The organism is Leuconostoc sp. DB-1 (genome assembly GCF_013414845.1).
GTDB classification, from domain to species: domain Bacteria; phylum Bacillota; class Bacilli; order Lactobacillales; family Lactobacillaceae; genus Leuconostoc; species Leuconostoc mesenteroides.
Genome location: NZ_JABFNJ010000001.1, coordinates 511646 through 538581 on the forward strand (window position 1 = coordinate 511646; position 26936 = coordinate 538581).

The 26936-nt window shown below is 38.2% G+C and carries 27 protein-coding genes and 1 riboswitch; of the genes, 19 read left to right on the forward strand and 8 right to left on the reverse strand.

Annotated elements, in window-relative coordinates; genetic code table 11:
* Window positions 1-84: 84 nt before the first annotated feature.
* Genes HFP47_RS02425 through HFP47_RS02445 form a run of 5 tightly spaced genes read left to right on the forward strand, consistent with a single transcriptional unit; the run spans window position 85 to window position 3437 of the window.
* Window positions 85-996, forward strand: a complete 912-nt coding sequence (locus HFP47_RS02425; RefSeq protein ID WP_140682569.1) for an SGNH/GDSL hydrolase family protein — start codon at window positions 85-87, stop codon at window positions 994-996.
* Window positions 978-1592: a YpmS family protein gene (locus HFP47_RS02430; RefSeq protein WP_011679548.1), complete on the forward strand. Its 615-nt coding sequence runs from the start codon at window positions 978-980 to the stop codon at window positions 1590-1592. Before HFP47_RS02425 ends, HFP47_RS02430 begins: the two co-directional genes overlap by 19 nt.
* Complete coding sequence (locus tag HFP47_RS02435; protein ID WP_140682572.1) at window positions 1579-1806, forward strand: YozE family protein; 228 nt, start codon at window positions 1579-1581, stop codon at window positions 1804-1806. Before HFP47_RS02430 ends, HFP47_RS02435 begins: the two co-directional genes overlap by 14 nt.
* 22 nt (window positions 1807-1828) lie before the next feature.
* Complete coding sequence (ylqF, locus tag HFP47_RS02440) at window positions 1829-2683, forward strand: ribosome biogenesis GTPase YlqF (RefSeq protein ID WP_114665871.1); 855 nt, start codon at window positions 1829-1831, stop codon at window positions 2681-2683.
* The gene (locus HFP47_RS02445; protein ID WP_179875973.1) at window positions 2676-3437 is read left to right on the forward strand and encodes a ribonuclease HII; all 762 of its coding nucleotides are present in this window, start codon (window positions 2676-2678) and stop codon (window positions 3435-3437) included. The genes ylqF and HFP47_RS02445 overlap by 8 nt, the downstream gene beginning before the upstream one ends.
* Here the strand turns inward: HFP47_RS02445 and HFP47_RS02450 are convergent.
* The 4 genes from HFP47_RS02450 to HFP47_RS02465 are packed head-to-tail and all read right to left on the reverse strand — an operon-like array spanning window position 3421 to window position 6334.
* A complete protein-coding gene (locus HFP47_RS02450) occupies window positions 3421-4062 on the reverse strand; it encodes an energy-coupling factor transporter transmembrane protein EcfT (RefSeq protein WP_140682578.1) in 642 nt (213 codons plus the stop codon). The genes HFP47_RS02445 and HFP47_RS02450 overlap by 17 nt on opposite strands.
* On the reverse strand, window positions 4059-5432 hold the full coding sequence (locus HFP47_RS02455) for an ATP-binding cassette domain-containing protein (protein WP_115231036.1): 1374 nt from the start codon (window positions 5430-5432) through the stop codon (window positions 4059-4061). Before HFP47_RS02455 ends, HFP47_RS02450 begins: the two co-directional genes overlap by 4 nt.
* 30 nt (window positions 5433-5462) lie before the next feature.
* A complete protein-coding gene (locus tag HFP47_RS02460) occupies window positions 5463-5756 on the reverse strand; it encodes a thiamine-binding protein (protein WP_010282020.1) in 294 nt (97 codons plus the stop codon).
* Entirely contained in the window at window positions 5753-6334 is a 582-nt protein-coding gene (locus tag HFP47_RS02465; RefSeq protein ID WP_004164215.1) for an ECF transporter S component, read from the reverse strand. Before HFP47_RS02465 ends, HFP47_RS02460 begins: the two co-directional genes overlap by 4 nt.
* 279 nt (window positions 6335-6613) lie before the next feature.
* A riboswitch (TPP riboswitch) is annotated at window positions 6614-6703 on the reverse strand.
* A gap of 251 nt (window positions 6704-6954) precedes the next feature.
* Between HFP47_RS02465 and HFP47_RS02470 the strand changes: the two genes are divergently transcribed.
* Genes HFP47_RS02470 through pepT form a run of 3 tightly spaced genes read left to right on the forward strand, consistent with a single transcriptional unit; the run spans window position 6955 to window position 9706 of the window.
* Window positions 6955-7644 carry a class I SAM-dependent methyltransferase gene (locus HFP47_RS02470; RefSeq protein WP_011679553.1) on the forward strand — a complete coding sequence of 230 codons (690 nt, stop codon included), beginning with the start codon at window positions 6955-6957 and terminating at the stop codon, window positions 7642-7644.
* Window positions 7641-8426 (forward strand): Nif3-like dinuclear metal center hexameric protein, encoded by a 786-nt coding sequence (locus HFP47_RS02475; protein WP_115231037.1) that lies wholly within the window; start codon window positions 7641-7643, stop codon window positions 8424-8426. The genes HFP47_RS02470 and HFP47_RS02475 overlap by 4 nt, the downstream gene beginning before the upstream one ends.
* A 44-nt stretch (window positions 8427-8470) precedes the next feature.
* A complete protein-coding gene (gene pepT / locus HFP47_RS02480; protein ID WP_042252960.1) occupies window positions 8471-9706 on the forward strand; it encodes a peptidase T in 1236 nt (411 codons plus the stop codon).
* Between the two features lie 52 nt (window positions 9707-9758).
* Here the strand turns inward: pepT and HFP47_RS02485 are convergent, their stop codons facing one another.
* Window positions 9759-9956, reverse strand: coding sequence for a YjzD family protein (locus HFP47_RS02485; protein WP_010289296.1), 198 nt, complete (start codon window positions 9954-9956; stop codon window positions 9759-9761).
* Window positions 9957-10149: 193 nt separating this feature from the next.
* On the opposite strand from HFP47_RS02485, the gene HFP47_RS02490 reads away from it, so the two are divergent.
* From HFP47_RS02490 to HFP47_RS02535, 10 genes are all read left to right on the forward strand, one after another.
* Window positions 10150-13488, forward strand: a complete 3339-nt coding sequence (locus HFP47_RS02490; protein ID WP_115231040.1) for a DNA polymerase III subunit alpha — start codon at window positions 10150-10152, stop codon at window positions 13486-13488.
* Window positions 13489-13582: 94 nt separating this feature from the next.
* On the forward strand, window positions 13583-15004 hold the full coding sequence (gene pyk / locus HFP47_RS02495; protein ID WP_011679557.1) for a pyruvate kinase: 1422 nt from the start codon (window positions 13583-13585) through the stop codon (window positions 15002-15004).
* Window positions 15005-15167: 163 nt separating this feature from the next.
* Window positions 15168-16364, forward strand: a complete 1197-nt coding sequence (locus tag HFP47_RS02500) for an ammonium transporter (protein WP_179875974.1) — start codon at window positions 15168-15170, stop codon at window positions 16362-16364.
* A gap of 103 nt (window positions 16365-16467) precedes the next feature.
* Window positions 16468-17460, forward strand: coding sequence for a PhoH family protein (locus HFP47_RS02505; RefSeq protein ID WP_014324541.1), 993 nt, complete (start codon window positions 16468-16470; stop codon window positions 17458-17460).
* Window positions 17460-17942: an rRNA maturation RNase YbeY gene (gene ybeY / locus HFP47_RS02510; RefSeq protein WP_011679559.1), complete on the forward strand. Its 483-nt coding sequence runs from the start codon at window positions 17460-17462 to the stop codon at window positions 17940-17942. The genes HFP47_RS02505 and ybeY overlap by 1 nt, the downstream gene beginning before the upstream one ends.
* Window positions 17926-18393 (forward strand): diacylglycerol kinase family protein, encoded by a 468-nt coding sequence (locus tag HFP47_RS02515; protein ID WP_010284749.1) that lies wholly within the window; start codon window positions 17926-17928, stop codon window positions 18391-18393. The genes ybeY and HFP47_RS02515 overlap by 17 nt, the downstream gene beginning before the upstream one ends.
* 41 nt (window positions 18394-18434) lie before the next feature.
* A complete protein-coding gene (gene era / locus HFP47_RS02520; protein WP_011679560.1) occupies window positions 18435-19346 on the forward strand; it encodes a GTPase Era in 912 nt (303 codons plus the stop codon).
* Between the two features lie 69 nt (window positions 19347-19415).
* Window positions 19416-20195, forward strand: coding sequence for a DNA repair protein RecO (gene recO / locus HFP47_RS02525; RefSeq protein ID WP_011679561.1), 780 nt, complete (start codon window positions 19416-19418; stop codon window positions 20193-20195).
* 2 nt (window positions 20196-20197) lie between these two features.
* A complete protein-coding gene (locus tag HFP47_RS02530) occupies window positions 20198-21160 on the forward strand; it encodes an asparaginase (protein ID WP_115231042.1) in 963 nt (320 codons plus the stop codon).
* A 24-nt stretch (window positions 21161-21184) separates the two neighbouring features.
* A complete protein-coding gene (locus HFP47_RS02535; protein ID WP_010281770.1) occupies window positions 21185-21718 on the forward strand; it encodes a histidine phosphatase family protein in 534 nt (177 codons plus the stop codon).
* Between the two features lie 30 nt (window positions 21719-21748).
* Here the strand turns inward: HFP47_RS02535 and HFP47_RS02540 are convergent, their stop codons facing one another.
* Genes HFP47_RS02540 through HFP47_RS02550 form a run of 3 tightly spaced genes read right to left on the reverse strand, consistent with a single transcriptional unit; the run spans window position 21749 to window position 25288 of the window.
* The gene (locus tag HFP47_RS02540; RefSeq protein WP_179875975.1) at window positions 21749-23104 is read right to left on the reverse strand and encodes an aspartate kinase; all 1356 of its coding nucleotides are present in this window, start codon (window positions 23102-23104) and stop codon (window positions 21749-21751) included.
* A gap of 31 nt (window positions 23105-23135) precedes the next feature.
* Entirely contained in the window at window positions 23136-24014 is an 879-nt protein-coding gene (gene thrB / locus HFP47_RS02545) for a homoserine kinase (RefSeq protein WP_179875976.1), read from the reverse strand.
* The gene (locus HFP47_RS02550) at window positions 24011-25288 is read right to left on the reverse strand and encodes a homoserine dehydrogenase (protein ID WP_096639034.1); all 1278 of its coding nucleotides are present in this window, start codon (window positions 25286-25288) and stop codon (window positions 24011-24013) included. The genes thrB and HFP47_RS02550 overlap by 4 nt, the downstream gene beginning before the upstream one ends.
* Before the next feature lie 122 nt (window positions 25289-25410).
* Here HFP47_RS02550 and thrC point away from each other — a divergent pair, with 122 nt between their 5' ends.
* Complete coding sequence (thrC, locus tag HFP47_RS02555) at window positions 25411-26868, forward strand: threonine synthase (protein ID WP_179875977.1); 1458 nt, start codon at window positions 25411-25413, stop codon at window positions 26866-26868.
* Window positions 26869-26936: the final 68 nt, after the last annotated feature.

Consider the following 26936-nt stretch of genomic DNA (forward strand, 5'->3'; position numbering starts at 1 on the left):
TAAAGAACGAGGAATACTTGCTCTTTGTACATAATGGTCATTTACGCTATAATGGTTACCAGTTAAGTTTCAGGAGAATTGCACATGCGAAAGTTTGCCATCAGTTTAATAACCATCTTATTGATTGGCATTGGGGCATTTTATGGCATCAAAACTTGGGAAAATCAAAAAAATGATTTAAATCAACCTCAAAAATCGGTGCAAAAAGTATCACATATTAATTTAGTTGCCCTTGGGGACTCATTAACAGAGGGTGTTGGAGACGAAAAAAATATGAAGGGGTATTCTGGGCGCATTGCTAAAAAAATTCGTGCACAATACAACGTTAGTGTCACTGTTAGTAATTTTGGTAAAGCAGGGGATCGATCTGACCAAATCAAAAAAAGATTGGATACGCAACAAAAATTTCAAAAACGATTACAAAAAGCTAATGTGATTGTAATGACCTCTGGTGGTAATGATTTACAACAATTGCTTTTGAAAAATGTTTTGGCAACGTCTCCAAAGACGTTGTCAGCTGCCGTTAAAGCAGGGCAACAATCTTATCAACAAAAGTTATTTGCTTTGATAAAGGATATTCGCTCTTATAATGCTGATGCACCAATATTTATATTTGGAAATTATAATCCTTTATATGTTCATTTTGCCGATCGATCTGATTTTAATGACGACGTTAAGCTATTTAATAACATTAATGCTCAAGCTGCCAAAGAAGCTGGCAATGCATATTTTGTCAGTATTTTCAATTTAACGTATGGTCAATTTAAAACAACAACGCAACGAGAAGGGCTCATTAAGGAATCAGCTAACTCAAATAGCAGTTCAAATTCGAATGCTGCCATGACAGCCGTATTGACGGGTCAAAAGAATGTTAACAACGCATGGATTAGTACGGAAGACAATTACCACCCTAATAATAAGGGCTATAATTACATGACAACACAGTTATTTAACAAAATGAAAAAGGAAACAAAGCAATGGCTGATCAAACAATAGCTAGATCAAATAAAATAGTCAAAAAGAAAAAGCCAATTTGGTTCTGGCTTTTTTGGGGTCTAATATCTATATTATTGGTAGGTGGAATCTGGCTTTTCAATGAAGCTAGCGGGCCAGTAAAAATTAAGGACAATGTATCCAAGATCAGTAAATCGGACGCGACGTTTGATGTATCCTTAAATAAAAAACAAATCAATGCCTTAGTTGCTCATTATCTTAATGATACAGATAACAGTGGCTATACTTTTAAAATTGGGGATGACGTGATGATGTATGGTAGCGCCAAACTTTTGGGCCAAAAATTTAATTTTGGCATGGCGCTAGATGCCAAATTAACGCCTAATGGGAACATCGTTATGCAGGCGAAATCTTTAGCAATTGGTAACCTATCGTTGCCAATTAAAACTGTAATGAGTTACGTCAGATCAAGTTACGATGCGCCTGAATACGTCACAATCGTACCGAAGAAGAAGCAAATATTCATTGATATGAGTAAGTTACCCACAACGCAGGGCATTAAATTTAAAGCAAAGGTCATTAATATAAAAGCAGATCAGTTTGTTTTCCAAGGAGGTCTTGCTAATGAGAAAAAGTGATCGTTCATTTTACAATTGGTTAATGACGAATCGTAATTCTATGGCAGCCAATGAAGTGCAACAATTTGCAAACAATGCCTTTTTAGATTCGTCATTTCCAAAACAAAGTAGTGATTTTGATGAATTGTCAAAGTACTTAGAAGAGAATACAACCTATTTAATGAGTATGACAACATTTGATGAAGCGTGGTCAATATACAACGCTGAGCGTTAATGTTAGAAAGGATATATGTTTAATGGCACAAATAATTCAATGGTTCCCAGGCCATATGGCCAAAGCCTTCCGTTTGATGCGGGAAAATTTAAAACTAGTCGACGTTGTTTTTGAGCTGGTTGATTCCCGTATTCCCGAAAGCTCACGTAATCCGGAAGTGGATAAGTTAATCGGCAATAAACCCCGTTTGTTAATTATGACTAAAGCTGATTTGGCAGATCCTGATCAAACACGGGCATGGAAAAAACATTTTGAAGCACAAGGATACACAGTACTTGTGCTCGACACGCGTGACCCAAGAACTCCGCAATTAGTGACTAAAGCAGCCCGACGAGCAGTTGAAGCAAAAAAAGCAGCACAACTAGCAAAAGGTATCCAAGATCAGCCTATTCGCGCCATGATTTCTGGGGTGCCAAATGTCGGTAAGTCAACATTATTGAATCACTTGGTAATGAAAAATGTTGCGCCAACGGCGGATCGACCAGGTGTAACGAAGAAAATTGCTTGGCTAAAAACACCAACAAAATTAGAATTACTGGATTCTCCTGGGGTGCTCTGGCCAAAGTTTGAAGATCAAAACATCGGCATGAAATTAGCATTAACAGGAGCGGTGAAAGATACAATCTTTGCCAAAGATGATGCTGCGCTATTTTTGATCAACTTTTTTCGAGAATATCGGCCAGAGGCCATTATTGATCGATATCATTTGAACGACAATATTTTTAATCAAGAAAATGTAGATGTTTTATTATCCATCACAAGCAAATTAGGATTCAAAGACGATTATGACAAGGCCAGTGAACGAATACTAAATGATCTTAGAAAAAATAAACTAGGGGCGTTTACACTTGATTTAATTGAGACGAAAAATGACTGACACAATTGCAAATATTAAATTACAACTCAAAAACACATCTCCTAATGACGAGCAGTTGCTAATTTGGCAACAAGATAAGCGTGTTGGTGTACAAAATGCATTGAAGGCTTGGCAAAAAAAGCAAGTGATGTTGCAGGAAAAACGCGAGCATTTTTTATCTCGTTTTGATATTGAGCGTCAGTACTGGATGCAAGGCTACGACTTAATTGCTGGCGTGGATGAAGTTGGTCGGGGGCCTTTAGCTGGCCCAGTTGTTGCAGCAGCTGTTATTTTACCGCATGATTTTGATGTTTTAGATGTCATAGATTCTAAGCAACTGTCTGCAAAAAAAAGAGACGAGTTGTACGACAAAATTATAGAAAAAGCAATTTCTATAGGTGTTGGCAGCGTCGAAGCCTCAATTATTGATGAAATTAATATTTATGAAGCAGCACGTGTTGCGATGACCGAAGCAGTCAACCAGTTGGCTCCCGTACCTGAAGCTTTATTAATAGATGCTATGCGGTTAGATTTAGATTTGCCGCAAGAATTTTTAATTAAAGGAGATGCACGAAGTAATTCTATAGGTGCAGCCAGTATTATTGCAAAGGTCACACGTGATCGCCTAATGGCTTCTTATGGTTTAAAATATCCTGGTTATGGTTTCGAAAAAAACGCTGGATACGGTACAAAAGAACATCTTGAGGGTATAAAAAAAATCGGCATTACACCGATTCATCGTAAAACATTTGCACCCATTAAAGATATATTATGATGCACTGTAATATGACTAAGAGACTGATTGCCATCATCCAGTCTCTTTTTTTGATTACAATTGTGTTAAAGTGTGTCCGCTCAGCATTTTCGGTAAATCCATGTGAGGCCATAGCTTCTGCTAAGCGAGTTGACCACCGGAGTGAGACCAAAATAGCTTTGAAAAATAATTGTGGTGAGTAAAATGTTAAAGATTCACCACGCATTAAAGCTGCCGTTCGGATAGTCTGGACTTCTTGTTTAACACGGGGCGCAAAGGATAATGCACCGCGAAGACCGTAGACAAAAGTGGTTGGCACACGAAATTTTTGTTCGAGTGTGTCTAGAAGCAAGATCATGTCAGTTGTAAACGAAAAAGCTGCTCCTAGGAATATGTAGGCAACAATTCGAGTCATCATGATAATTGCCATTTCATGGGAACCAAAAGTTGTAAATGATGTCCATGCACCTAAGACAGGCAAGATAGGCATGGCAATTAATAGCAAATAACGTTTCCAAGACAGTTTTGAAAAAACAAGATAAATACCAGCAATAATCGCTACAACAACATTGACTTGATAATTAAGGACAAAAGTTAGTTCGATGCTAACGATAAGTATAAGTAGAAATTTAACACTTGGATTCATAAAAAATGCTCCATATATTGTAAAGTTCGATTAGATAGATGCAAATGATAATCAATGATTGGGCGTAGCTGATCTAGTTGGTGGCTAATAATAATAAAACGTTGCCGTCCATTATCTGCGATTTCTCGTAAAATTTCGCCTACAACCCGAACGGAATCTGTGTCCAGACCAGCAATAGGTTCGTCTAACAATAATATTGGTGTGCCAACAATTAACATCACCAAGAGTTGAACTTTTTTCTTTTGCCCGCCAGAGAGCTGATAAACGACATGATCTTGTAGCCCATCCAAATTTAAGCGCTCTAAGTAACGAGTAATTACGTTTTCGGACCATTTTTCTGGTTGTTGCGCATGTTGCATGCTCAACGCGATTTCCTCACGAATCGTCATTCGTAAAAACTGCCGTTCTGCATTTTGAAAGATCAATGCTACTTGTTTTGCATATTTAGCAGCATTAAATTTTTTGATATTTTGATCTATATACAAAATGTCACCCTGGTAGGATTTTAGTCGAGTTAGCGCATTGAAAAGGGACGACTTGCCTGTGCCATTTGCTCCAGTAAAGAGCGTAATTCCACCGGGAGACAAAGGTAAATCAGAAATACTAATTAATTGACGTTGCCCCACTAAAAGTTCAAAATTTTTTAATTGCAAAACACCTTCTTTAGGTAATTGCAGGTGGACATTTTGTTCCGGTAAAATACGATTCTGAAAGTTACTAACAGTTGCTACTTTTTTGTGGTGTATTTCCCACACATGATCAACAAGTGGCTCGTACCCATGTAAATCATGATCAGTGATTAATATAGTGGTTTGTCCCTGTATTTGTAAATCTTTCAATTTAGCTAATAGGTCTTGGCGAGATTGGCTATCAATATTTGCAAAAGGTTCGTCTAATAATAAGAAATCACTTTGCATTGCAACAATGATAGCCAATGCAACTTTTTGTTTTTCACCACCTGATAAGGTGTCAATGTCTTGATGAGTTAAGTCTGAAATACCAACAAATTCTAGAGCGTGCGTTGCACGTTGCTTGATATCAGAAGGATCAACTTGCAAGTTTTCTAAAGTGAAAATCAATTCATCCAGTGGCGTTTTCATAACAAATTGTGTGTCTGGATCTTGAAATAAAAAACCGACGACTTTGGCTTTCTCGTTAGCCGGTAATGTGGTAACTGCTTGATCATTAACAAGTACTTCACCTTTTAGTTGCGGATATAATCCTGCAAATATTCGGAGAAGGGTTGATTTTCCAGAGCCAGAGGGACCAATTAGCAGGTTAAAACTATTGTGAGATATTGACATGGTGGTATCATCAAGTATTTTTGTATTGCCATATGACAAACTGATATGTTTTAAATGAGTAACCATAATAATTCCCTATGTACGCGGAAATTCCGCTTATTTATATTTATCTGTTTTCTTTGCAATGGTTAAAACATCAGAATCTGTAGCCATGTTTATTTTGCTGTATACCATGACAGGGATGTCACTAATTTCTGCTGCAACCTTGGGCAAATTTTTTAAAATATCCATTAGTTGATCGTAATCACCTTCGAGAGTTGATTCGAAAGCACCTACCTGATAGTTGACACCACTCTTGTCAATATAAGCAATCACATGATCAACTATGCGAATGACTTCTTCTGTGTCAGCTGTCATCGGCAATACTTGGACCGCAATACTTGATATCATGAGACCACCTCGTTTTTATTGACCTCTAGAATACCTGATTTAGCAACTAATTTTTGTGTGAAGTAAACGATAACTCCTGCAAAAATAGCTGCTGAAATGAGGCGAGTAATAAATAATCCAATCAACAAACCAAATGAGTAGTCAGCATAACCATTACGGAACAGGTCCCAAATAAACGTCACAATGGTAACTGTGATGACAGACATTGACAAACTCGTTTTGTCCCAACGACGGTAGCCAAATACAGCAAATCCAAGTTCGGTACCAAACCCTTGGATTAATGCAGAAACAACGTTCATGACACCCCATTGAGAGCCAAACACCATTTCAATTGTGCCGCCAAGTGTTTCACCTATAATTGATGCGCCAGGACGACGTAAGATGAACCCAGCCATCGGACCAGCCATTAGCCAAGGACCCAATGTTGCATCATTAGCATATGCGCTTAATCCAAATGGTGTTAAAAAGGCAGCGATGACATTATAACCAAATGCCCAAGCCCAAAATATAAATCCAAAAAAAACACCGATTAGTGCGATGAAGATAACATCGCGAAGTGACCATTTGTTTGCAGACATTTGCAAAACCTCCTAAAATTTCCGATATTAACCAATAGGTGCATGAGCTATACAACTGTTTACATGACTTATTGGTTAATAATTGATGTAACCGAAATCACCGCAAAATCGGGTGTAATTAGAAAAAGCCAGACTTCACAAGGAAGACTGGCTTGAAAAATTGTGGTCATGATCTCAATGCAGAAACGTTACTTAACAAACTTGTGTTATTTCATCATCATATATTATAGTGATAACGTTACAAAACATAGTACCGTCAAGATATGTCAGTTCATTAATACATTTTCAAGTAAATCTCCCTACGCTAGTATTAACTAGATCAGGTGTGATGGGTTTTATCTCAGCGCGACGGCACCCCAGATTTTGGTGTTTTCAGTTATTTGTGAAAAGCTCACGCCTAGAGTGTAACACAAGACAAATTATCGTGCAAACTATTCGTATGCAATAGAATTTAATCCCAAAATTATGTTATATTTTCTAACATTCTAATGTTTTTAATTATGAAATTTGAGTATGATGTAACTTGTGGTCTTTATTAATTAAAAGTACATGATATCAGCGAGATATTGACTTATTTGTTATACTAAAATGAGTAAAAAAAACAACTTTAAGGATAGAAAATGGACAGTATTCATCTTTCACCACGGCTTGCAGCTGTGGCTTCATTTGTACCCAAAGGCGCAAGGTTAGCCGATATTGGCTCTGATCACGCCTATTTACCTGCTAATCTATTAATCAATAACAAAATATCGTTTGCGATTGCTGGTGAGGTTGCTAAAGGACCTTACGAAAATGCGCAGCACGAAATTGTTCGAAGAGCGTTAACCACACAACTTGAGGCGAGATTGGCGAATGGATTAGCGGCAATTAAAGATGAGGATCATATTGACACGGTCACAATCGCTGGTATGGGTGGTGTCTTAATTACAGATATATTAGAAGCGGGATTTTCAAGAGCAAAACGTTTTGAAACGCTTATACTACAACCTAATACTGATGAGCACATTGTGCGAACATGGCTAAACAACCATCAGTATAAAATTAACGACGAGGTTATTGAACAAGAGGATAACCACTTTTATGAAATTATGATTGCAACAAAGGGCACCCAAAGTTTATCAAGCCTCGATAAAAAATTTGGTCCTGTCTTGCGAAAGAGAAAAACGTCAGTTTTTGTTGCTAAATGGCAGAAAGAATTGGATCGTATCGACACAATTTTTGAAAATCTTGAATTTGCTGGAAAAGCTGATTCACCCATTTATCAAGATTGGAAAAAAAAATATCAGCAAATTCAGGAGGTTATCAAGTGATTGCACAAGAGTTAATTGACAAGATTGAACTTTTTGCGCCGAAACAATTAGCTGAGGAGGGTGACCCCACGGGATTGCAAATTGGTGATCCTAAGCAGCCTGTACATCGAGTAATGACAGCCCTTGATGTTCGTCCAGAAGTGGTTCAAGAAGCAATTGATAATCAGGTCAATTTTATATGGGCACACCATGAGATCATGTTCTTCCCGGCGAAAAATCTAGACTTATCACAGCCTCAAAATCGAATGTATGCAGATTTGATTCAACACCATATCGTTGTTTATGCTTCACATACTAATATGGACAGTGCACAAGGTGGCATGAATGATTGGTTGGCCGAGGCACTTGGTATTCAAGATGTAGTGCCTTTAGTACCAAATGTAGATAAGAAAACTGGTCTTGGCAGGATCGGACAATTAGAGCAACCAATTTCTGTACAAGAATACGCTGTGAAAATTCGTGATTTGTTTCATGTTCAAGCAGTGCGTGTTATTGCTAAAGATGTGACAAAGCCAATTCAAAAGATCGCTGTGCTAGGTGGAGATGGTGGCCGTTGGTGGCGGGTTGCGCAACAAGCAGGAGCTGATGCCTACGTCACAGCCGATGTCTACTATCACGTTGGGCATGACATCTTGGCTTCAAATTTTATTGTGATTGATCCTGATCATCATATGGAAGCTATTGCCAACGAAAAAATGGTTGATAAGGTCACAGAATGGTTTGGTGACACTGTTGATGTAGTTGCTACAAAAATCAATACAGATCCATACAAATATATTTAGTTAACGGTTAAAACAGTGAGCAAATGCTCAAAAAGGAGTAATATATGACAAAGTATCCTGAATTGACAGAACGTTTTTTGAAGTATATAAAGGTAGATACACAATCTGATGAGAACTCAGAAACAGTACCGTCATCACCTAAAGAGGTCGCTTTTTTGGCAGATTTAGCTGAGGAGTTAAAAGCTATTGGTCTTGAAAATGTACGCACCATGAAGGATGGTTATGTATTTGCGGAATTATCAAGCAATATTGATGACAGTGCTGTGCCTACAATTGGCTTTATTGCACACGTTGATACTGCAGATTTTAATGGAGCGAACATTAACCCACAAATTATTGAAAATTACGACGGCCAATCGTCAATTAAGTTGGGAAATAGTGGTTACGAATTGACAACTAACGAATTTCCTAGCTTAAAAAAATATGCGAGACATACTCTAATTACAACTGATGGCACAACACTATTAGGTGCTGATGATAAAGCTGGAGATGCTGAAATCATTACGGCAGCTCAGTATATAATTGCACATCCAGAGATCAAGCATGGTGATTTGCGATTTGCTTTTGGACCAGATGAAGAGATTGGTATTGGTGCCGATCATTTTGATGTTGAAGCATTTGGTGCTGACTTCGCTTATACAATGGATGGCGGACCGTTAGGCGAGCTTGAATGGGAGACATTTAATGCTGCGAGCGCCGTTATCACAATTCAGGGACGAAATGTTCATCCAGGAACTGCAAAAGATACAATGGTTAATGCCATTCAACTAGCATTTGATTTCCATGAACAACTTCCAGTCCATGATCGCCCAGAAAATACTGAAGGAACAGAAGGATTTTGGCATCTTCTAGCAGTTGACGGTAATCCTGAAGAAGCAACCCTGCGATATATTGTTCGTGATCATGATCGAAATATATTTGAAGAACGTAAGCAAAGATTATTAGATATTGCCGATGCCTTTAATCAGAAATTAGGGGAAAAGCGTATTAAAGTTGTATTGAAAGATCAATACTATAATATGGGTGAAATCTTGAAAGATGATATGCGTTCAGTTAATTTGGCTGAAAAAGCGATGAATAACTTAGAGATTAAACCAATTATTGAGCCTGTCCGTGGCGGTACCGATGGTTCAAAAATAACTTTCCTAGGGCTACCAACACCAAATATTTTTGCCGGTGGCGAAAATATGCATGGCCGTTTTGAATATGTTTCTACAACTGTCATGGAACAGGCAACAGACGTCATTTTAGAAATTGTAAAACTTGCACAAGAAAAATAACTTTTAGATAAACAAAAAAGAGCTCAACTGAGCTCTTTTTTGATCTTGTGATTTATTCTTCAGACGCAACTTCTTTTGGTGCAGCTGATCCTGAAATTGCTGGAATTGCAACTAGCGCAACTTCACCAACAATGACAGCAATGACAGCAACAGTAACAAAATCATAAGTACCAGAATTCAATTGGGATACAATATAACCCAAAATCTCACCAAATATTGCCGACCAAATTGCTACCATAATGTATTTCATGATTTTTACCTCTTTACTGTCATTATAATACACCTTTTTTCACAAATGGCAAGTTTTTAAGGGAATTTAAACAAGAAAATAGAAAATGTCTAATCTGTGATTTTACGGAACCCTAATATTTGTTAAAATTAACGACTTTTCTGTGATTTTTCTGTATAATTAAAGAAAACGGATGTTCGTATAAGGAGTTGAAATGTACGCACCGCTTCAAATTTTAAGCAGTTATAGCTTATTAAAAAATCCAAATACAATTGAACAAATTGTCCAAACAGCAAAGACTCGTGGTTATGAAGCCATTGCACTGGCTGATGTTAATGTAATGTACGGGGCGATAGACTGGTTTCGACAAACAAAAAAGCATGGGATTAAACCTTTATTTGGCTTGACATTAATGGTCAACGGACTTGTGAATACTGCTACGCTATTTCCAGTCGTACTATTAGCTGAGAATCAAGTAGGCTACCAAAATCTAATGTGGCTATCATCAGCCAAGATGACTAGTCAAGGAGATTTTCAGTGGGAAACAATGGTTAAACACTTAGACGGTATAAACATTGTTTTTCCAACTGACAGTGAGCTCGTTCAGCTCATCTCTTCAGGGTATGAGGAAGTTAATAATTATTGGCAACAACTCGTCACCCTTGTTGACGAGCACCATTCTTTTATTGGTATTAATTCCCAAATGGCACCGCAGATACAAGAGAGGTTAGCACAATTTAGCGAACGTACTGGTGGTCATATGATTGCTTTAGATGATATTGATTATCTTAACTCAGATGATGCTTTCACCACTCAAGTCTTAAAAGCAATTGATGCAAATGTTAAATTGGACGATATTAAAATTTTGGCTCAACAACAAGGCTCACATATTTTAAGAGATTTAGCTGTCGTTCAGCAAGAATACCAAGGTACAGAAATACTAAAGACAGCCTATATTAATAACGAATTATTGGTATCAAAAAGCAATGTCAGCATTGAATTTAAAGATACAGCTTTACCACCCTTTGAAACACCATCTGGCGTGACCAACGCACAGTTTTTAGAAACGATTGCTGTCAGTGGATTAAAAAAACGATTGCAAGGACATAACGTGAGTTTGAACTTGTACGAAGAAAGATTGCAGCACGAATTAAAAACCATTGAAGTGTTAGGATTTAGCGATTACTTCCTGATTGTTTGGGACATTGTTAACTTCGCACATAAAAATCACATTCAAACTGGACCAGGACGTGGCTCTGTCGCTGGATCTTTGGTTGCGTACAGTTTACAAATTACCGATGTAGATCCCTTGCAATTTAACTTGCTATTTGAACGTTTTCTAAATGATGAGCGAGTGCAAATGCCTGATATTGATATTGATTGGCCACCAAGCAAACGTGAAGAACTATTCACCTACCTTCATCAAAAGTACGGGAAAAGAAATTTTGGTCAAATTATTACATTTGGTACTTTAGCTTCTAAACAAGCTCTACGCGATGTTGGTAGGGTGTTTGGATTACCAACCCCGACATTGAGCAAGTTGAGTGCTAGTATACCTGAAGGAAAAAATGGACGTAAGGTGTCCATTGATGATGCGCTTAAAGCACCACAATTACAGAATGCCCTTCGTGATATTGATAATGGTAGATTGTTATTACAAACGGCGTTGAAAATTGAAGGCTTACCAAAAAATTACTCTACACATGCGGCAGGAATTGTACTTAGTGCGAATCCTTTGGTACAAACATTACCTGTGCAATCTGGTACGGAGGGACGCTTATTAACACAATTTGAAAAAGATCCGGTTGAACAATTAGGGTTACTTAAAATTGATATTCTAGGACTACAAAATTTAGCCATTTTAAGCCAGGCACTCTATTATGCTCAAAAAGAGCTACCAGAAAGGTTTGATATTACCAAAATTGCTTTAGATGATGCCAAAACCTTAGCATTATTTGCTAAAGGCGACACAAATGGGGTTTTCCAATTTGAATCTGCAGGCATTAAAAATGTGTTGCGAAAGCTGAAGCCAGCCACCTTTGAACATATTGTGGCTGTTAACGCGCTTTATCGTCCTGGTCCTGCACAAAATATTGATAAGTTTATCGCTCGACGCCATGGTAAAGAAGCAGTGACGATCCCAGACCCTAGTTTGAAATCTATTTTGGCGCCCACTTTTGGTATTATTGTATATCAAGAGCAAGTTATGCTAGTTGCGGAATCATATGCTGGATTCACGCTAGGTGAAGCGGATGTTTTACGAAGTGCCATGTCGAAGAAAAAAGTCGACAAAATGCAGAAATTGCATGAACAATTTATTAAAGGCGCTTTAAAAAATGGGCATGATCAAGAACAAGCAGAACTTATTTTTTCTTATATTGATGAATTCGCTAATTATGGTTTTAATCGTTCTCACGCAGTTGCTTATAGTAAATTGGCTTTTGAGCTAGCCTATCTAAAGGCACATTATCCAGTTGCTTTTTTTACAGCTCTATTAAATGCAAATCTGGGTGAACAGAAAAAAGTGCAACAATATGTTTCTGAAGCCAAAATACGCGGAATTGTAGTATTAGCGCCAGATGTCAACAAGTCATATAAGTTTTGGACATCTATCGAAAACCAATTACAAATGGGTTTGAATAATATCCGTGGTGTTCGTACAGACTTTGTGACTGGTGTATTGGAAGAGCGACAGAATAATGGTTCATTTCAAACAATCCAGTCCTTTGTAAGACGTTTGCCAGATAAAATGCGTAAACGAGAAGTGTTAGCGCAGTTAGTATATGCTGGTGCACTTGATTCGTTTGGCTATAATCGACGCGAACTAATCGAAAATATAGCGAGTTTGATTGAAGGTGCAAGCTTTGGTAACTTAATTTTGGAAGAAACGAAAATTAAGAAGTATGATGATTTTGCTTTGTCTGATCGTCTGAAAAAAGAAAAAGAAGTCATTGGCGTAAATTTATCAGGTCATCCTTTAGATACATATGTTGATTTCATTTTGGAAAATGGTTTTAGTCAAATAGGAAATGTCGTACAGCCCAGTCAGGTTGAAAAAATAATCGCAATTGTCGACAGTATTCGCCAGATCCGCACTAAAAAAGGGGATGACATGGCTTTCGTGAAAGTCTCTGATACCACTGGAGAAATTAGTGTAACTATATTCCCACAACTATTTAAAAAAATAAGCAATTTTCTAAAGCCCGGAACGATATTGAGTATTGCTGGTAAATCAGAGCGTGATATGCGGAATGAAATTGCTATTGTGGCTAATCATATTAATTTAGCGCCAGAACCCCAGCGCGTTCAACCTATTCAAGGGACCTGGTTTCTTCAGCTTGACGAAAAGCATGACACACCGGAAAGACGTGAGGAAATCAGCCAAATCATGAAAAAACATCATGGCCATAATCCAGTGGTGATTCACTGGCAAAAAGATGGTAAAAATCAAAAACTTGATCAAGAATTTTGGATGACTAGTGAAACCGTTATCATGCGCGAATTAGCAGCTTTACTAGGCAGTGAGAATATTATTTTTAAACAAACTTACTAATAATATGACTTGTACAAATGGGTCATAATGTATAAATAGAGATTGGGTAGAGTTGCACAAGCAACAACCAAGATAACTAAGGAGCTATTTAACCATGAAAAAGACGAAAATCGTCTCAACACTTGGTCCGTCATCATCTGATGTCGAAACAATCGTAAAGTTAATCCAAGCGGGCGCCAACGTATTCCGTTTTAACTTTTCACACGGTGATCACGAAGAACATTTGGGTCGTATGAATGCTGTTCACGAAGCCGAAAAGATTACTGGTAAGACAGTTGGTATTTTGTTGGACACTAAGGGTGCTGAAATCCGTACAACAAAGCAAGCTGACGGCAAGATCGAATTCCATACAGGTGACACATTGCGTATTGCAATGGATGAAAACCTTGAAGGAACGAAAGAAAAAATCGCCGTTACATACGCTGGTTTGTTCGATGATGTTAAAGAAGGTGGACAAGTCTTGTTTGATGATGGGTTGCTTGGTACAACTGTTATCGAAAAAGATTCAGCCACTCGCGAATTAGTTGTTCGCGTTGATAATGATGGTATTTTGGGATCACGCAAGGGTGTTAACGCACCTGGTGTTTCAATTAACTTGCCAGGTATTACTGAAAAAGATGCTGATGACATCCGTTTTGGTTTGGATCACGAAATCAACTATATTGCTGCTTCATTCGTTCGTAAGCCTGAAGATGTGCTTGAAATTCGTGGACTATTGAAGGAAAAGAACATGGAACATGTTCAAATTATTCCTAAGATTGAATCACAAGAAGGTATTGACAACCTTGATGCAATTTTGGAAGTTTCAGATGCCTTGATGGTACCACGTGGTGACATGGGTGTTGAAATTCCTGCTGAAAACGTGCCTTTGGTTCAAAAAGACATGATTCGCAAGATGAACAAGGCAGGTTTACCTGTTATTACTGCTACACAAATGCTTGACTCAATGGAAGAAAACCCACGTCCTACGCGTGCCGAAGCTTCCGATGTTGCCAACGCTGTGTTTGATGGTACTGATGCAACAATGTTATCAGGTGAATCAGCTAACGGAGACTATCCAGTTGAATCTGTTGCCACAATGGCTGCTATCGACGAAAAAGCTGAAACTTCATTGCGCGAAAACGGTCGTCATGAGGATATTTTCTTCGATGAGACTGATTCAACGGAAGCTGTTGCAGCATCTGTTGCTCGTATCGCACGCAATGTGAACGCTAAGGCTGTTGTTGTATCAACTAACTCTGGTTACACTGCACGTATGGTTTCAAAGCACCGTCCTGATGTTAACATTTTGGCCGTTACTTATTCAGAACGCGTACAACGTGGTTTGACATTGAACTATGGTGTTGTTCCAGTAGTTTATGATGCACCAAAGACTATTGACGAAATGGTTGACTTAGCTAAGAAGGCCGTAAAAGACCAAGGATTGGCTAATTCAGGTGATACTATTGTTATTGCAGCAGGTGTACCAATGTCACAATCAGGTACAACAAACATGTTGACTGTTCAAACAGTATAATAATTCTAGTTTATACTTGTAAAAAAGACTATAATGATTTGATTATTCAAATCACTATAGTCTTTTTTAATTTAATGTAAGAAAAGCTACCACAGTTTAATACTAAAATTTAGCGAACTGCTAATATTAAATTAATAATAAAAAAACAAGTAGGAGTGATTTAATGAACAGTGGTGATTTAGCATGGGTTTTAGTTTCAGCTGCATTAGTCTGGGTAATGACACCTGGATTAGCCTTGTTCTACGGTGGCTTAGGTGAGCGTAGGAACTTGTTACACACGATGTTTATTCCAGTTATGATTATTGGAATTGCTTCGTTAGTATGGTTTGTTGTTGGATATACGTTATCATTTGGTGGTAGTGGAAATGTGATTGGTAATTTTAAACATTTGTTCTTAACGAATGTTTCATTCACGCATTCTACTAAAGATTTAACAATTCCTGACGGTGCATTTGCCCTGTTCCAAGGTATGTTTCCGATAATAACAGCCGCAATTATTACTGGATCCGTCATTGGTCGAGTTAGAATTAAAGCATTGCTCGTATTTATTGCACTTTGGTTGATTTTCATTTACTCACCGTTAGCGCACATGGTTTGGGGCGGTGGCTTCTTGGCTCAGTTAGGCGCAATTGATTTTGCTGGTGGAACTGTTGTTCATATTTCTAGTGGTGTAACTGGATTGGTGCTGGCTTTGATGATTGGACATCGTCATATTGACAAGCACATACCTGTACGACCTTCTTATGTTTTGATTGGTGGCGCTTTGTTATGGGTTGGATGGTTTGGTTTCAACTCTGGATCAGCTCTTGCAGCAAATAGCACAGCTGTTCTAGCATTAGTTAACACATGGTTAGCATCAGCGGCAGCTGTATTGACTTGGGGTCTTGTTGAATATAAGTATCATGGACGTGCTACATTATCCGGTATTACTAGTGGTGGTGTTGCTGGTCTAGTTGCTATTACGCCTGCTGCTGGTTTTGTGGCACCATGGGCAGCTGTAGTGATGGGACTCTTAGCTGGTTTTATAGGCTTTGCTGGTATCACATTTGTTAAAAATAGTTTTGGATATGATGATACATTAGATGCTTTTGGTATTCATGGTATTGGCGGCGCCGTGGGTGCAATATTGACAGGTGTATTTGCTGATAAAAGTGTTGGCAGTGTTGCTGGTCTAATCAACGGGAATATATCATTGGTTGGTAAGCAGTTAGTCGCAATTTTATTTACTATCGCATTTGCTGCGATTGGCACATATGTTTTAGCTAAAATAACAGAACTCATTGCTGCACCACTGCGTTTGACAGCTGATGAAGAAGCTGAAGGTTATGACGCAATTATGCATGATTTGACTGTGGAATAAAGGACAATGGTCCTTTTTATTTTGCCTGATATTTAGTGCATAAACTACCATCAATCACGGCAATATGGTAGAATAAAGGAAACATATAAAGGGGATTTGCTTTTTGACAGCACAAGTTCAGCAAATTTTTACATTTGAAAATGTGGAGCAACAGACTAAGTTGCTTGGCGTTAATGATAATTTTTTACAGTTAATCGAAGAAGGATTAACTGTGCGACTTCATGCTCGTGGTGACCAAATGACCATCTCAGGTGATGAGGATAAAGTGCCATTAGCTAAAGCTGTACTACGCGAATTAACTAGATTAATTAAGCATCAAATTAATATATCCGATACTGACGTTGTGAGTGCAATAACAATGGCACAGCGTGGAACATTGGAATATTTTGGTGACCTATACTCTGAAGTACTAATTCGTGATAATAAAGGGCGTTCCGTTCACGTTAAAAATTTTGGTCAACGCCAGTACGTCCAATCAATTCGTAAAAATGATGTCACGTTCGGCATCGGACCGGCTGGAACAGGAAAGACTTTTTTAGCAGTTGTTATGGCAATATCAGCCTTGAAGCGTGGTGACGTCGAAAGAATTATTATCACACGTCCTGCTGTTGAAGCAGGTGAGTCACTAGGATTTCTTCCAGGTGATCTGAAAGAAAAAGTAGATCCATATATGCGTCCTATTTACGATGCTATGAATGCATTAATTGGCGCGGAACAGACCCAGCGGTTAATGGAGCGTGGTGTGGTCGAAATTGCGCCACTGGCCTATATGCGTGGTCGAACATTGGATGATGCATTTATTATTCTAGATGAAGCACAAAATACAACGAATCAACAAATGAAAATGTTCCTAACGCGTTTTGGATTTGGCTCAAAAATGATTATTAATGGGGACATCTCTCAAATCGATTTGCCATATGGTGCAAAATCCGGGCTCATTTCGGTCCAACGTATTTTGAAAGACGTGAATCATGTATCGTTTATTCATTTTGGTAGTGCCGATGTGGTTCGTCATCCGGTTGTCGGTCTAATAGTTGGTGCCTATGAAGCAGCTGAGAAAAAATTAGCCGAATTAAAAAAGGAGCAAATTAACTAATGGATTTGGCTATTATTGACCAAACAAAAGCTGGTGTTAATCAATATCATCAGGATCTGGTTCGTTGTGTACTAGATTATGCTGGCAAATATTTGGAATTGCCAGATAATACAGAAATGTCTGTAACATTTATGAACAATGAAGAAATTCATCAATACAATAAAAAATATCGTGGTATAGACAAACCCACTGACGTCATTAGTTTCGCAATTGAGGAAGACGGTGATGATCTTCCGGTTTTACCAGACGAATTGATGGATGCCGAGTTAGCGAAAAATATTGGTGATATCCTGGTTTCTGTGGATATTATTAATTCTCAGGCAGAGTACTTGGGGCATAGCTATGAACGTGAGTTAGGCTTCCTAGTGGTGCATGGCTTCTTACATTTGAATGGATATGATCATATGTTAGGCGATGCAGAAGAAAAAGAAATGTTTGATTTACAACGAGAGATTTTAGATAATTATGGCCTCAAAAGATAAAAAGCTAGAAGGTGCGCCTAAAGACTACAATAAAAAAGTACAACGAAACAGTACATTTTTTCGAGCCATGAGAAACTCTTTGCACGGTATTTGGCTGATACTAGTCAGAGAACGCAACATGCGAATACATATCTTGCTAGGATTTCTCATTTTGCTTGTGGGCTTACATCTTGGCTTAAACCGTGCAGATTGGTTGTGGGTTGCGGTCGCAGTATTTACAGTGATATCGAGTGAGTTTTTGAACACGATTATTGAAGCTGTGGTTGATTTGGTTGTCGAAAAAAGATATCATCCACTTGCCGGGCTGGCAAAAGATGTCGCTGCTGGTGGCGTTTTAGTTGCCGTGGGTTTTGAAATTATTATCTTATTGATTGTATTTCAACCTTATGTTTGGCGGCATTTTGGTATTGTTACCAATTTTTCACAATTTATTCATGACTTCAGTAAATAAAACACATACAGGAGAATGCGGCCAAAGACCGTATATATATTATGACAGAATCTACTTTTAAATCAGGATTTGTGGCGATTATTGGTCGTCCAAATGTTGGTAAATCAACGCTTTTGAACCGCATCGTTGGCGAAAAAATTGCCATTATGTCAGATAAAGCACAAACGACCCGTAATAAAATACAAGGCATCTATACAACGGATGATGCACAAGTTGTGTTTATTGACACGCCAGGTGTACATAAACCACAAAATTCACTCGGTGATTTTATGGTGAAATCTGCATTTTCTGCGCTTCATGAGGCAGATGCAATCTGGTTTGTGGTAGATGCTTCAATGGCACGTGGTCGTGGTGACGATTTCATTATTGACCGGTTACAAGAAGTTAAAAATACACCAATTTATTTACTAATTAACAAAGTTGATTTATTAGCGCCAAATGACTTGCTTGATGTTATTGCTAGCTATCAGAATGATGCGCCTGAGTGGGCTGAAGTATTTCCAATTTCTGCCACAGAGGGTGATAATGTTCCAGAGTTGTTGGACAATATTGTGTCTCACTTGGATGAAGGGCCTCAATATTTCGATGCAGACCAATTAACGGATCACCCTGAACGTTTTGTTATTGGAGAATTAATTCGCGAAAAGGTATTGCAGTTAACACGTCAAGAGGTACCACATTCAGTTGCTGTCGTTATCGACAAAATTGCTCGTGAAAATGAAGAAAAAATTCATATTCAGGCATCAATTATCGTTGAACGACCAACACAGAAGAATATCATCATTGGTAAACAGGGTGCGATGATCAAAGATATTGGTACGAGGGCGCGCAAGGACATTGAACGCTTACTCGGGGACAAAGTTTTCCTTGAAACTTGGGTTAAGGTTGAGCCTCGCTGGCGTGACCGACCACAAGCTTTGCAGACATTAGGATATCGTCAAGAAGATTACTAAAATGATGCTGTATCAAAGCACCGTGTTGTCATAAAGAAAAATTTTGGCGATTGATTTAGTGGAGTCATTATGGCAATTATTCGTGGCATTGTATTATATACACGACAATATAAAGATAATGATTTATTAGTTCGCATACTAACGGAAACGTACGGCATGCGAACTTTTTTGGCGCGAGGTGCAAAGAAAGCTACTTCTAAACTCTCAGCTGGTACACAACCTTACACAATTGTAACTTTTGATGGTGCTCTACCGAAACGAGAAACCGGACTAGGTTACATGAATGATGTTCAAGATATAAAAGTATATTCACGGCTTATCGAAGATATCGAAGCAAATGCCTATGCTGCGCTGATTGCTAGTTTAATTGATGCTTCCTTTGAAGAAGGGGAAAAGATAACACGCTGGTATAATCAACTTTATGTCGCGCTACAGAAACTAGATGAGGGACTCGATCCTCAAATTATTGCTAATATTTTTGAAATTCAATTACTTGTTCCTCTAGGGGTGGCGCCAAACTTAAGGGCTGATCCGATTACAGGTCAAGTAGATGGGAAATTTGATTATTCTGAAAAGTACAATGGCATTATTTCAGAACATCATTTTAATCTGGACGATCAGCGATTAATGCTTGATCAAAAAACTGTGTTTTATTTACGTCAATTTAGCGTCATTGATATGCGCCAAGTACATGACATCAAAATGTCAGCAATCACCAAACGTGGTTTGCAACGTGTAATTGACTATATTTACGAAAAACAAGTTGGTTTGAAGCCACGTGCAAAATCATTTATTGAGCAAATGCATTCGTGGCAAAATACGTTAGTTAATTTTAGAAGGAATAAGTAATCATGAAAAAAATTTTGGTTTTGCATACCGGTGGTACAATTTCTATGCATGAAGATGCTGATGGCGATGTCGAAACAGGAGATGAAAATCCTTTAGCTCAAGCAAAGGTTACCTTTCCAAATATCGAACTAGAAGTTGAGAACATTTTTAATTTACCAAGTGAACATATTGGTCCGTCTCATATGCTACAATTGCAAAAACGTATCTCCGAAGCCAAAAATGATTTTGATGGTGTGGTCATTACTCATGGTACTGATACCTTGGAAGAGACAGCATTCTTTCTGGATAGCACATTAAAAGTTTCGTTTCCTATTGTTATAACGGGAGCAATGCGTTCATCCAATGAACTTGGTTCAGATGGTTTGTACAATTATCAATCTGCGCTACGTGTAGCGGCAGATGATACATCCAAAAACCGTGGTGTGATAGTTGTGATGAATGATGAAATACATGCCGCTCGATTTGTAACTAAAACACACACTACTAATGTGGCAACGTTTGCGTCACCACTTAGTGGCACGATGGGGCTACTAACGAAACGACAAATTATTTACTTTTATGACCTGCCACAACGAGAAGTATTACCAGATGTGGATATTAACAAAAATATCCCCGTTTTAAAGGCGTACGCTGGCATGGATGGCCAATTATTGAAAATTTTGGCTGATGCTAATATTGACGGCATTATTATTGAAGCACTTGGTGCTGGTAATTTATCTCGCGAAGCAGCTCGCGGAGTAGCATATTTATTAGCGAAAAATACGCCAGTAGTCATTGTGTCAAGAAGCTTCAATGGTGTTGCAGCACCAGTATATGATTATTTAGGTGGCGGCGTTCAATTAGAGAAATCTGGAGCAATCTTTGCGTCCAGCATTAATGGGCCTAAAGCGCGACTAAAGCTATTAATCGGACTATCAAACAACTTAAGTAAAGAACATCTAGAAACGTATTTACATGGTATTTAACTCACTATGAGAAGAATCTATTTCGTGCGTCATAGCATTCGTGATGATAAAATTAAAGACGATTATTCGGCACCATTAACGATAGAAGGAAAGCAGTTGGCCCATGATTTGGTGGGTTATTTTGTAGACAAAAATATTAAGGCTATCTATTCATCACCTTATCAGCGTGCGTTGCAGACTATTGAACCAACAGCAACTACACTGGGTATAGAAATTAATTTGAACGCTGCATTGCGCGAACGGCAAACTAATGACCAAATAGATTGGCAAAATCATTTAGAAAAGCTGTGGCAAAATTTTTATTTTAAAACCGCTGGGGAAGAATCTTTAGCAACTGTGCAACAAAGAATGAAAACAGCTTTTTATCAAATTATTGATGAATCTTCTGGTGAAATAATTATTACAAGTCATGGGACGGCATTAAGCTTATTGTTCCATTACTTAACAAGTGGTTATTTCAATTTTATAGACTGGCAAAAAATGGAAATGCCGGATGTATATATTGGCCTATTTGATGAAAATAATCAATGCATCAGTTTAACAAAAGAGGCGTATTAACTTTAATAGTTAATACGCCTCTTTTTAATGTCATTTAAAGATATTTGTATAGATTGCTTCTACAGCACTATCAGATAAGTCGGGCTGAATTCCTAACATAATCGAAATTTCGCTCGCTCCTTGGTTAACCATTTGTAGACTGATATTACGCTCCTTCAGGGGCGCGACAATCTCCGTCAAGGCACCAACACGATTACGCATTCCTTCACCAACAACCATTATAATACCGTAGCTTGGAATCCACTTTAATGTATCAGGTTTAATTTCAGCAGCAATATCGCTTAACATGTTATCAACTTGCTCTTGCGTTAACATTGTTTTATCAAAAATAATTGTCAAATCATCAATACCAGAAGGCATATGTTCGTAAGAAATATTGTGACGCTTCAAAATCTCAAGAATACGAAGGGTAAAACCAACTTGTTTATTCAATAAATACCGATGTAAGTATAGGGCAGCAAAACGGTTGGAGTTGGCAATACCAGTTACAGGACGTGTTTGCTGAACCTCTGTAGGTGGTACGATAAATGTTCCAGGGGCATCGGGATCATTGGTATTTTTGATGTTTATACGAATACCACCTTGAATGGCTGGAATAATGGCTTCATCATGGAATACAGCAAAACCAGCATAAGATAACTCGCGCATCTCATCGTATGTCATTTGTTGGATAGCTGCTGGATGTTCGACAATTGAAGGATTAACAGCATAGATAGCACTGACATCGGTAAAGTTTTCATATAAATCAGCTCGTAGTCCGCGTGCCATAATAGCACCAGTTATGTCTGAACCACCACGTGAAAATGTAGCCATGTCGCCATTCTTAGTGTAGCCAAAGAAGCCAGGGACAATGAGTCGTTCAGAAGTTGACAGGTCTAACTCGCCGATTGTGGTATAAGAAGCGGTATCAAATGTTGCTGATCGCGCATTATCATCCACGACCAATCCAATCTCTTTAGGATCCACAAAACGAGCTGGCATACCTAAATGGTTAAAGACTTTAGCAATCAATTGCGCATTTAAATATTCGCCGTGAGCAGCGAATGCTGCATATAAATAATCAAATGATCGGTAATGTTTTTTTGCTAGATGTTCAATTCGTTCATCGAGGTCAGCTAGTTCATAATCTGGTAACTCAAAGTATTCACCAATAGAGTGATAGCGATGTTTAATCGTTTCAATAATTTCAGTGGTATCTTCGTCTGCAAGCGTAGCTTGCGCGTATGATATCAATAAATCGGTCACCTTCCGATCATCTTTGAATCGTTTACCAGGTGCTGAGACAACAACAACTTTTCGATCATCATCAGCACGAATGATATCGTAGACACGTTGCAGTTGTTGACCGTTAGCTAGTGAAGAACCACCAAATTTTGTAACTTTCATAATATGTAAGTGCTGGTAAGCACATATTCTCCTAATTATTTTTTGTAATTTGTAAACCAGTATAATCTGGTTCTAGTAATAATAGTTTTCCTGGCAAAGCCATGTTTGTCAGCACTTTTAATAACTTAGTTGCATTATCCTTTGATACGAGAGTGATAACAGTCGGACCCGCACCAGAAAGATAGGTGCCGATGATTTCTAGTTGATGGGCAGTATCACGAATAATTTTTAGGTGTGGTGCTAAATGAGCACGAGCCTGTTCATGAAATTGGTCTTTTTCAATTAAAACACGAGCTGTATTGAAATCACCGGCGTTCAATGCTGCGGTTAAAGTATTACTGATAGCGCTGGCAGCAACACTATCTTTAAATGTCATCTTAGCAGGCAACGCATTACGTGCTTCAGTTGTGAGCAGTTCGTAATTCGGAATGAAGGTGATGAAATTAATGTCTTTTGGTAAACTTAATGGTGCATGATAGACCTGCTCGCCATCGTAAAAGGCTGCTACACTACCTCCAAGTAACGCAGGAGCAACATTATCTGGATGACCTTCTAAAGCCGTCGCTTGCTTCAATAGAGCGTCATTACTCGATCGCATATCAGCCAGAACATTGGCCATTGCTAGACCAGCCAACAGCGCAGAAGATGATGAACCCAGTCCGCGTGCAAGTGGAATATCAGATTTTACAACAATACGATGAGGTGTCAAGTTTGGGGCTAATAAGAGTGCTGTTTTGACGATGAAGTTGTTAACATCACTGGGCATATTTGCACCGTAATCATGAATCACTTGCCATTCGGAGGTTTCTTCATACACTTCTAAGGTTAAGTATAGTTTTAAGGCCACGCCAAGAGAATCAAAGCCAGGGCCAATATTGGCGCTAGTAGCTGGTACAGTTATTTTAATCATGAGAAAATTTTATACTCCGCCGCTAAATTAATGCCATCAGCATTTCGGATTGTTGTACGAATAACATTGAGCTGCGCATCAGAGGCAGCGTGTGTCAGAGCAACTAATCGAGCAAAACCATTTTTTGCTGGGGTTTGCTTCAAATCAGTAAAACTTATTTTTGCGGAAGCAAACATACCGGTTACGGAATACATTGCTCCTGGCGTGTCAGCTACTTCTACAACAATAAAACGTCTTGCCACGCGCTGTGAAGGTTTAGCCAAATCTAGATCTTGGTTAAAAGTATTAAATGGTCTTCCTGGCGTATTCAGCGCTAGATTGGTAGCGACATTGGTTAAATCACTTAATACCGAATTAGCAGTAGGCATTTCACCAGCGCCTGGTCCATATAGCATCACTTCACCAACTGACTCACCATTAACTAAAACGGCATTGTTTTCATTGTTAACGGTCGCTAAGGGATGGTTAAACGAAACAAGGTGAGGGGAAACCTCAATACTGAGTGCATTACCAACTCTTTGGGCAACACCAAGCAATTTGATTGCGTAGCCAAAACCATTCGCATCGTTGATATCTGAATCCGTTAAGTCGGCAATGCCAGTAATAGTTACGTCATCCATAACAGGTTGCACACCAAACGAAAAGTTAGACAAAATAATTAACTTGTATGCTGCATCAAAACCTTCCACGTCATTTGTGGGATCAGATTCAGCAAAACCTTTGTCTTGAGCTAATTTAAGGGCTTCTGCATATGTTAAACCATTTGTAGCCATTTGCGTTAGAATAAAGTTACTTGTGCCGTTAATGATACCGGCGACACGTGAAATCTCATCTGCCGTAAAACTGCTTGAAAGCGTACGCAAGATAGGCACGCCACCGGCAACGGCAGCTTCATAATATAAATCAACACCATTCTGGTTGGCTAATTCAGCTAACTCTTGTCCACGACTTGCGATTAAATCTTTGTTTGCCGTGACAACATGCTTTTTTGCCATAAGTGCGCGTTTGATAATATCGTATGCATAATCAATTCCACCCATGACTTCTACTACAATTTGTATTTCGTTATTGCCTAAAATATCCTCAGGATTATCAGTGATTGGAAAATCTTGTGTAAAACCTGTGCGCGGTTTATTAAGATTATGTACGACGGCATGACGTACGACCAAATGAGATCCCGTGCGTTGGGTAATTTGATTAGCGTTTTGTTGTAAAATTTTTACGACACCACTTCCAACTGTGCCGAGACCAAAAAGACCGATGCCTATTTCCATGTGATATTCCCTTTATTTTGAGTATTTTATATATGTTCTTCTTATGATTTTATCATTATAATATCTAAAAATAAACAAATTTGTTATAATTGGATAAATTATAAAAAAGGAATTTAGTTACTATGAATTATGTATCAACACGTGGACAAGCGCCTGCAGTTACATCTAGCCAAGCAATAATAAACGGTATTGCGCCAGATGGCGGTCTTTACGTTCCAGAAAAATGGCCAAAATTAAAATTAGATTGGAAAAATCTAAGCCAGCAAAGCTATCAAGAAATTGCCACGCAAGTATTTGATGCCTTTTTTGATGATTTTACAGTTCAGGAAATTGACCATATTATTTCAAAATCATATGGCAATCAATGGGATGCTGAGAGCATTGTGACCTTGCACAATGAAAACAAGTTGCACTATATTGAATTGTTTCATGGACCAACCTTAGCATTCAAAGATGTTGCACTACAGGCACTACCACATCTATTAACGACAGCTGCTAAAAAGCAGTCACTAAATGATAAAATTGTTATTTTAACAGCTACATCTGGCGATACAGGAACTGCTGCTATGAGCGGCTTTGCAAATGTTGAAAATACTGAAATAGTTGTTTTTTACCCAGAAGTTGGTGTTAGTGATATTCAGCGTCAACAGATGCAAACTGAAGAGGGACACAATGCTCATGTTACAGCAATAACTGGTAATTTTGATGATGCCCAAAAAGCTGTAAAATCTATTTTGAGCGATGAAAAATTAATTCAGGAATTATCAGAAAAGGGTATGCGTTTTTCATCAGCTAATTCAATTAATATTGGTCGATTAGTACCACAAATTGTGTATTACATTTATGCTTACGCCCAATTAGTAAAAAATGATGTGGTGGTACCAGGAGAAGAAATCAATATTGATGTGCCAACCGGAAACTTTGGTAATGTGCTTGCTTCATATTATGCCAGTCAGTTAGGATTACCAGTTCATCAGTTTACAGTTGCTTCGGATGAAAATAATGTATTAACTGATTTTTTCAACACTGGTATCTATGATCGTCAACGTGATTTTAAAGTCACAAATTCACCGGCAATGGATATCTTAGTATCAAGCAACTTGGAACGGTTGTTGTATTTTGCTAGTGGTCGTAATGATGAAGAAGTTCGCCAGTATATGAAGTCATTAGCTGAAAATGGTCAATATACCTTGACTGATAAAACGCGTAATTATTTGCAAAAATTCACAGCTAAATTTGCGACACAATCTCAAGTGGTTGATACGATTAAAGATGTCTTTGAAAATAGCGGTTACTTAATTGATCCGCATACGGCTGTTGGTCGCTTTGCTTACGAAGAAGAAACACAGCAAACGTTACTTGCAGCAACAGCAGGTCCTTATAAGTTTCCACAAACAGTTTTGGCAGCATTGCAGGAAAAAAACGAAGGGGGCGTAGTGGATTTGCAAAAGCTAGCTGAACGAACAAATACAGTTATTCCAGCACAAGTAGCAACGTTATTTGATAAAACTATTGTACACACTAAAATCATCGAGCCTGCGATGATTATGCAATCTATTAAAGACGAACTATCTATCTGATAATTGTGGGATTGTTTGCTATATTATGACATTTTATGATTTAAATCGTTGATTTTTTAATGTATAAT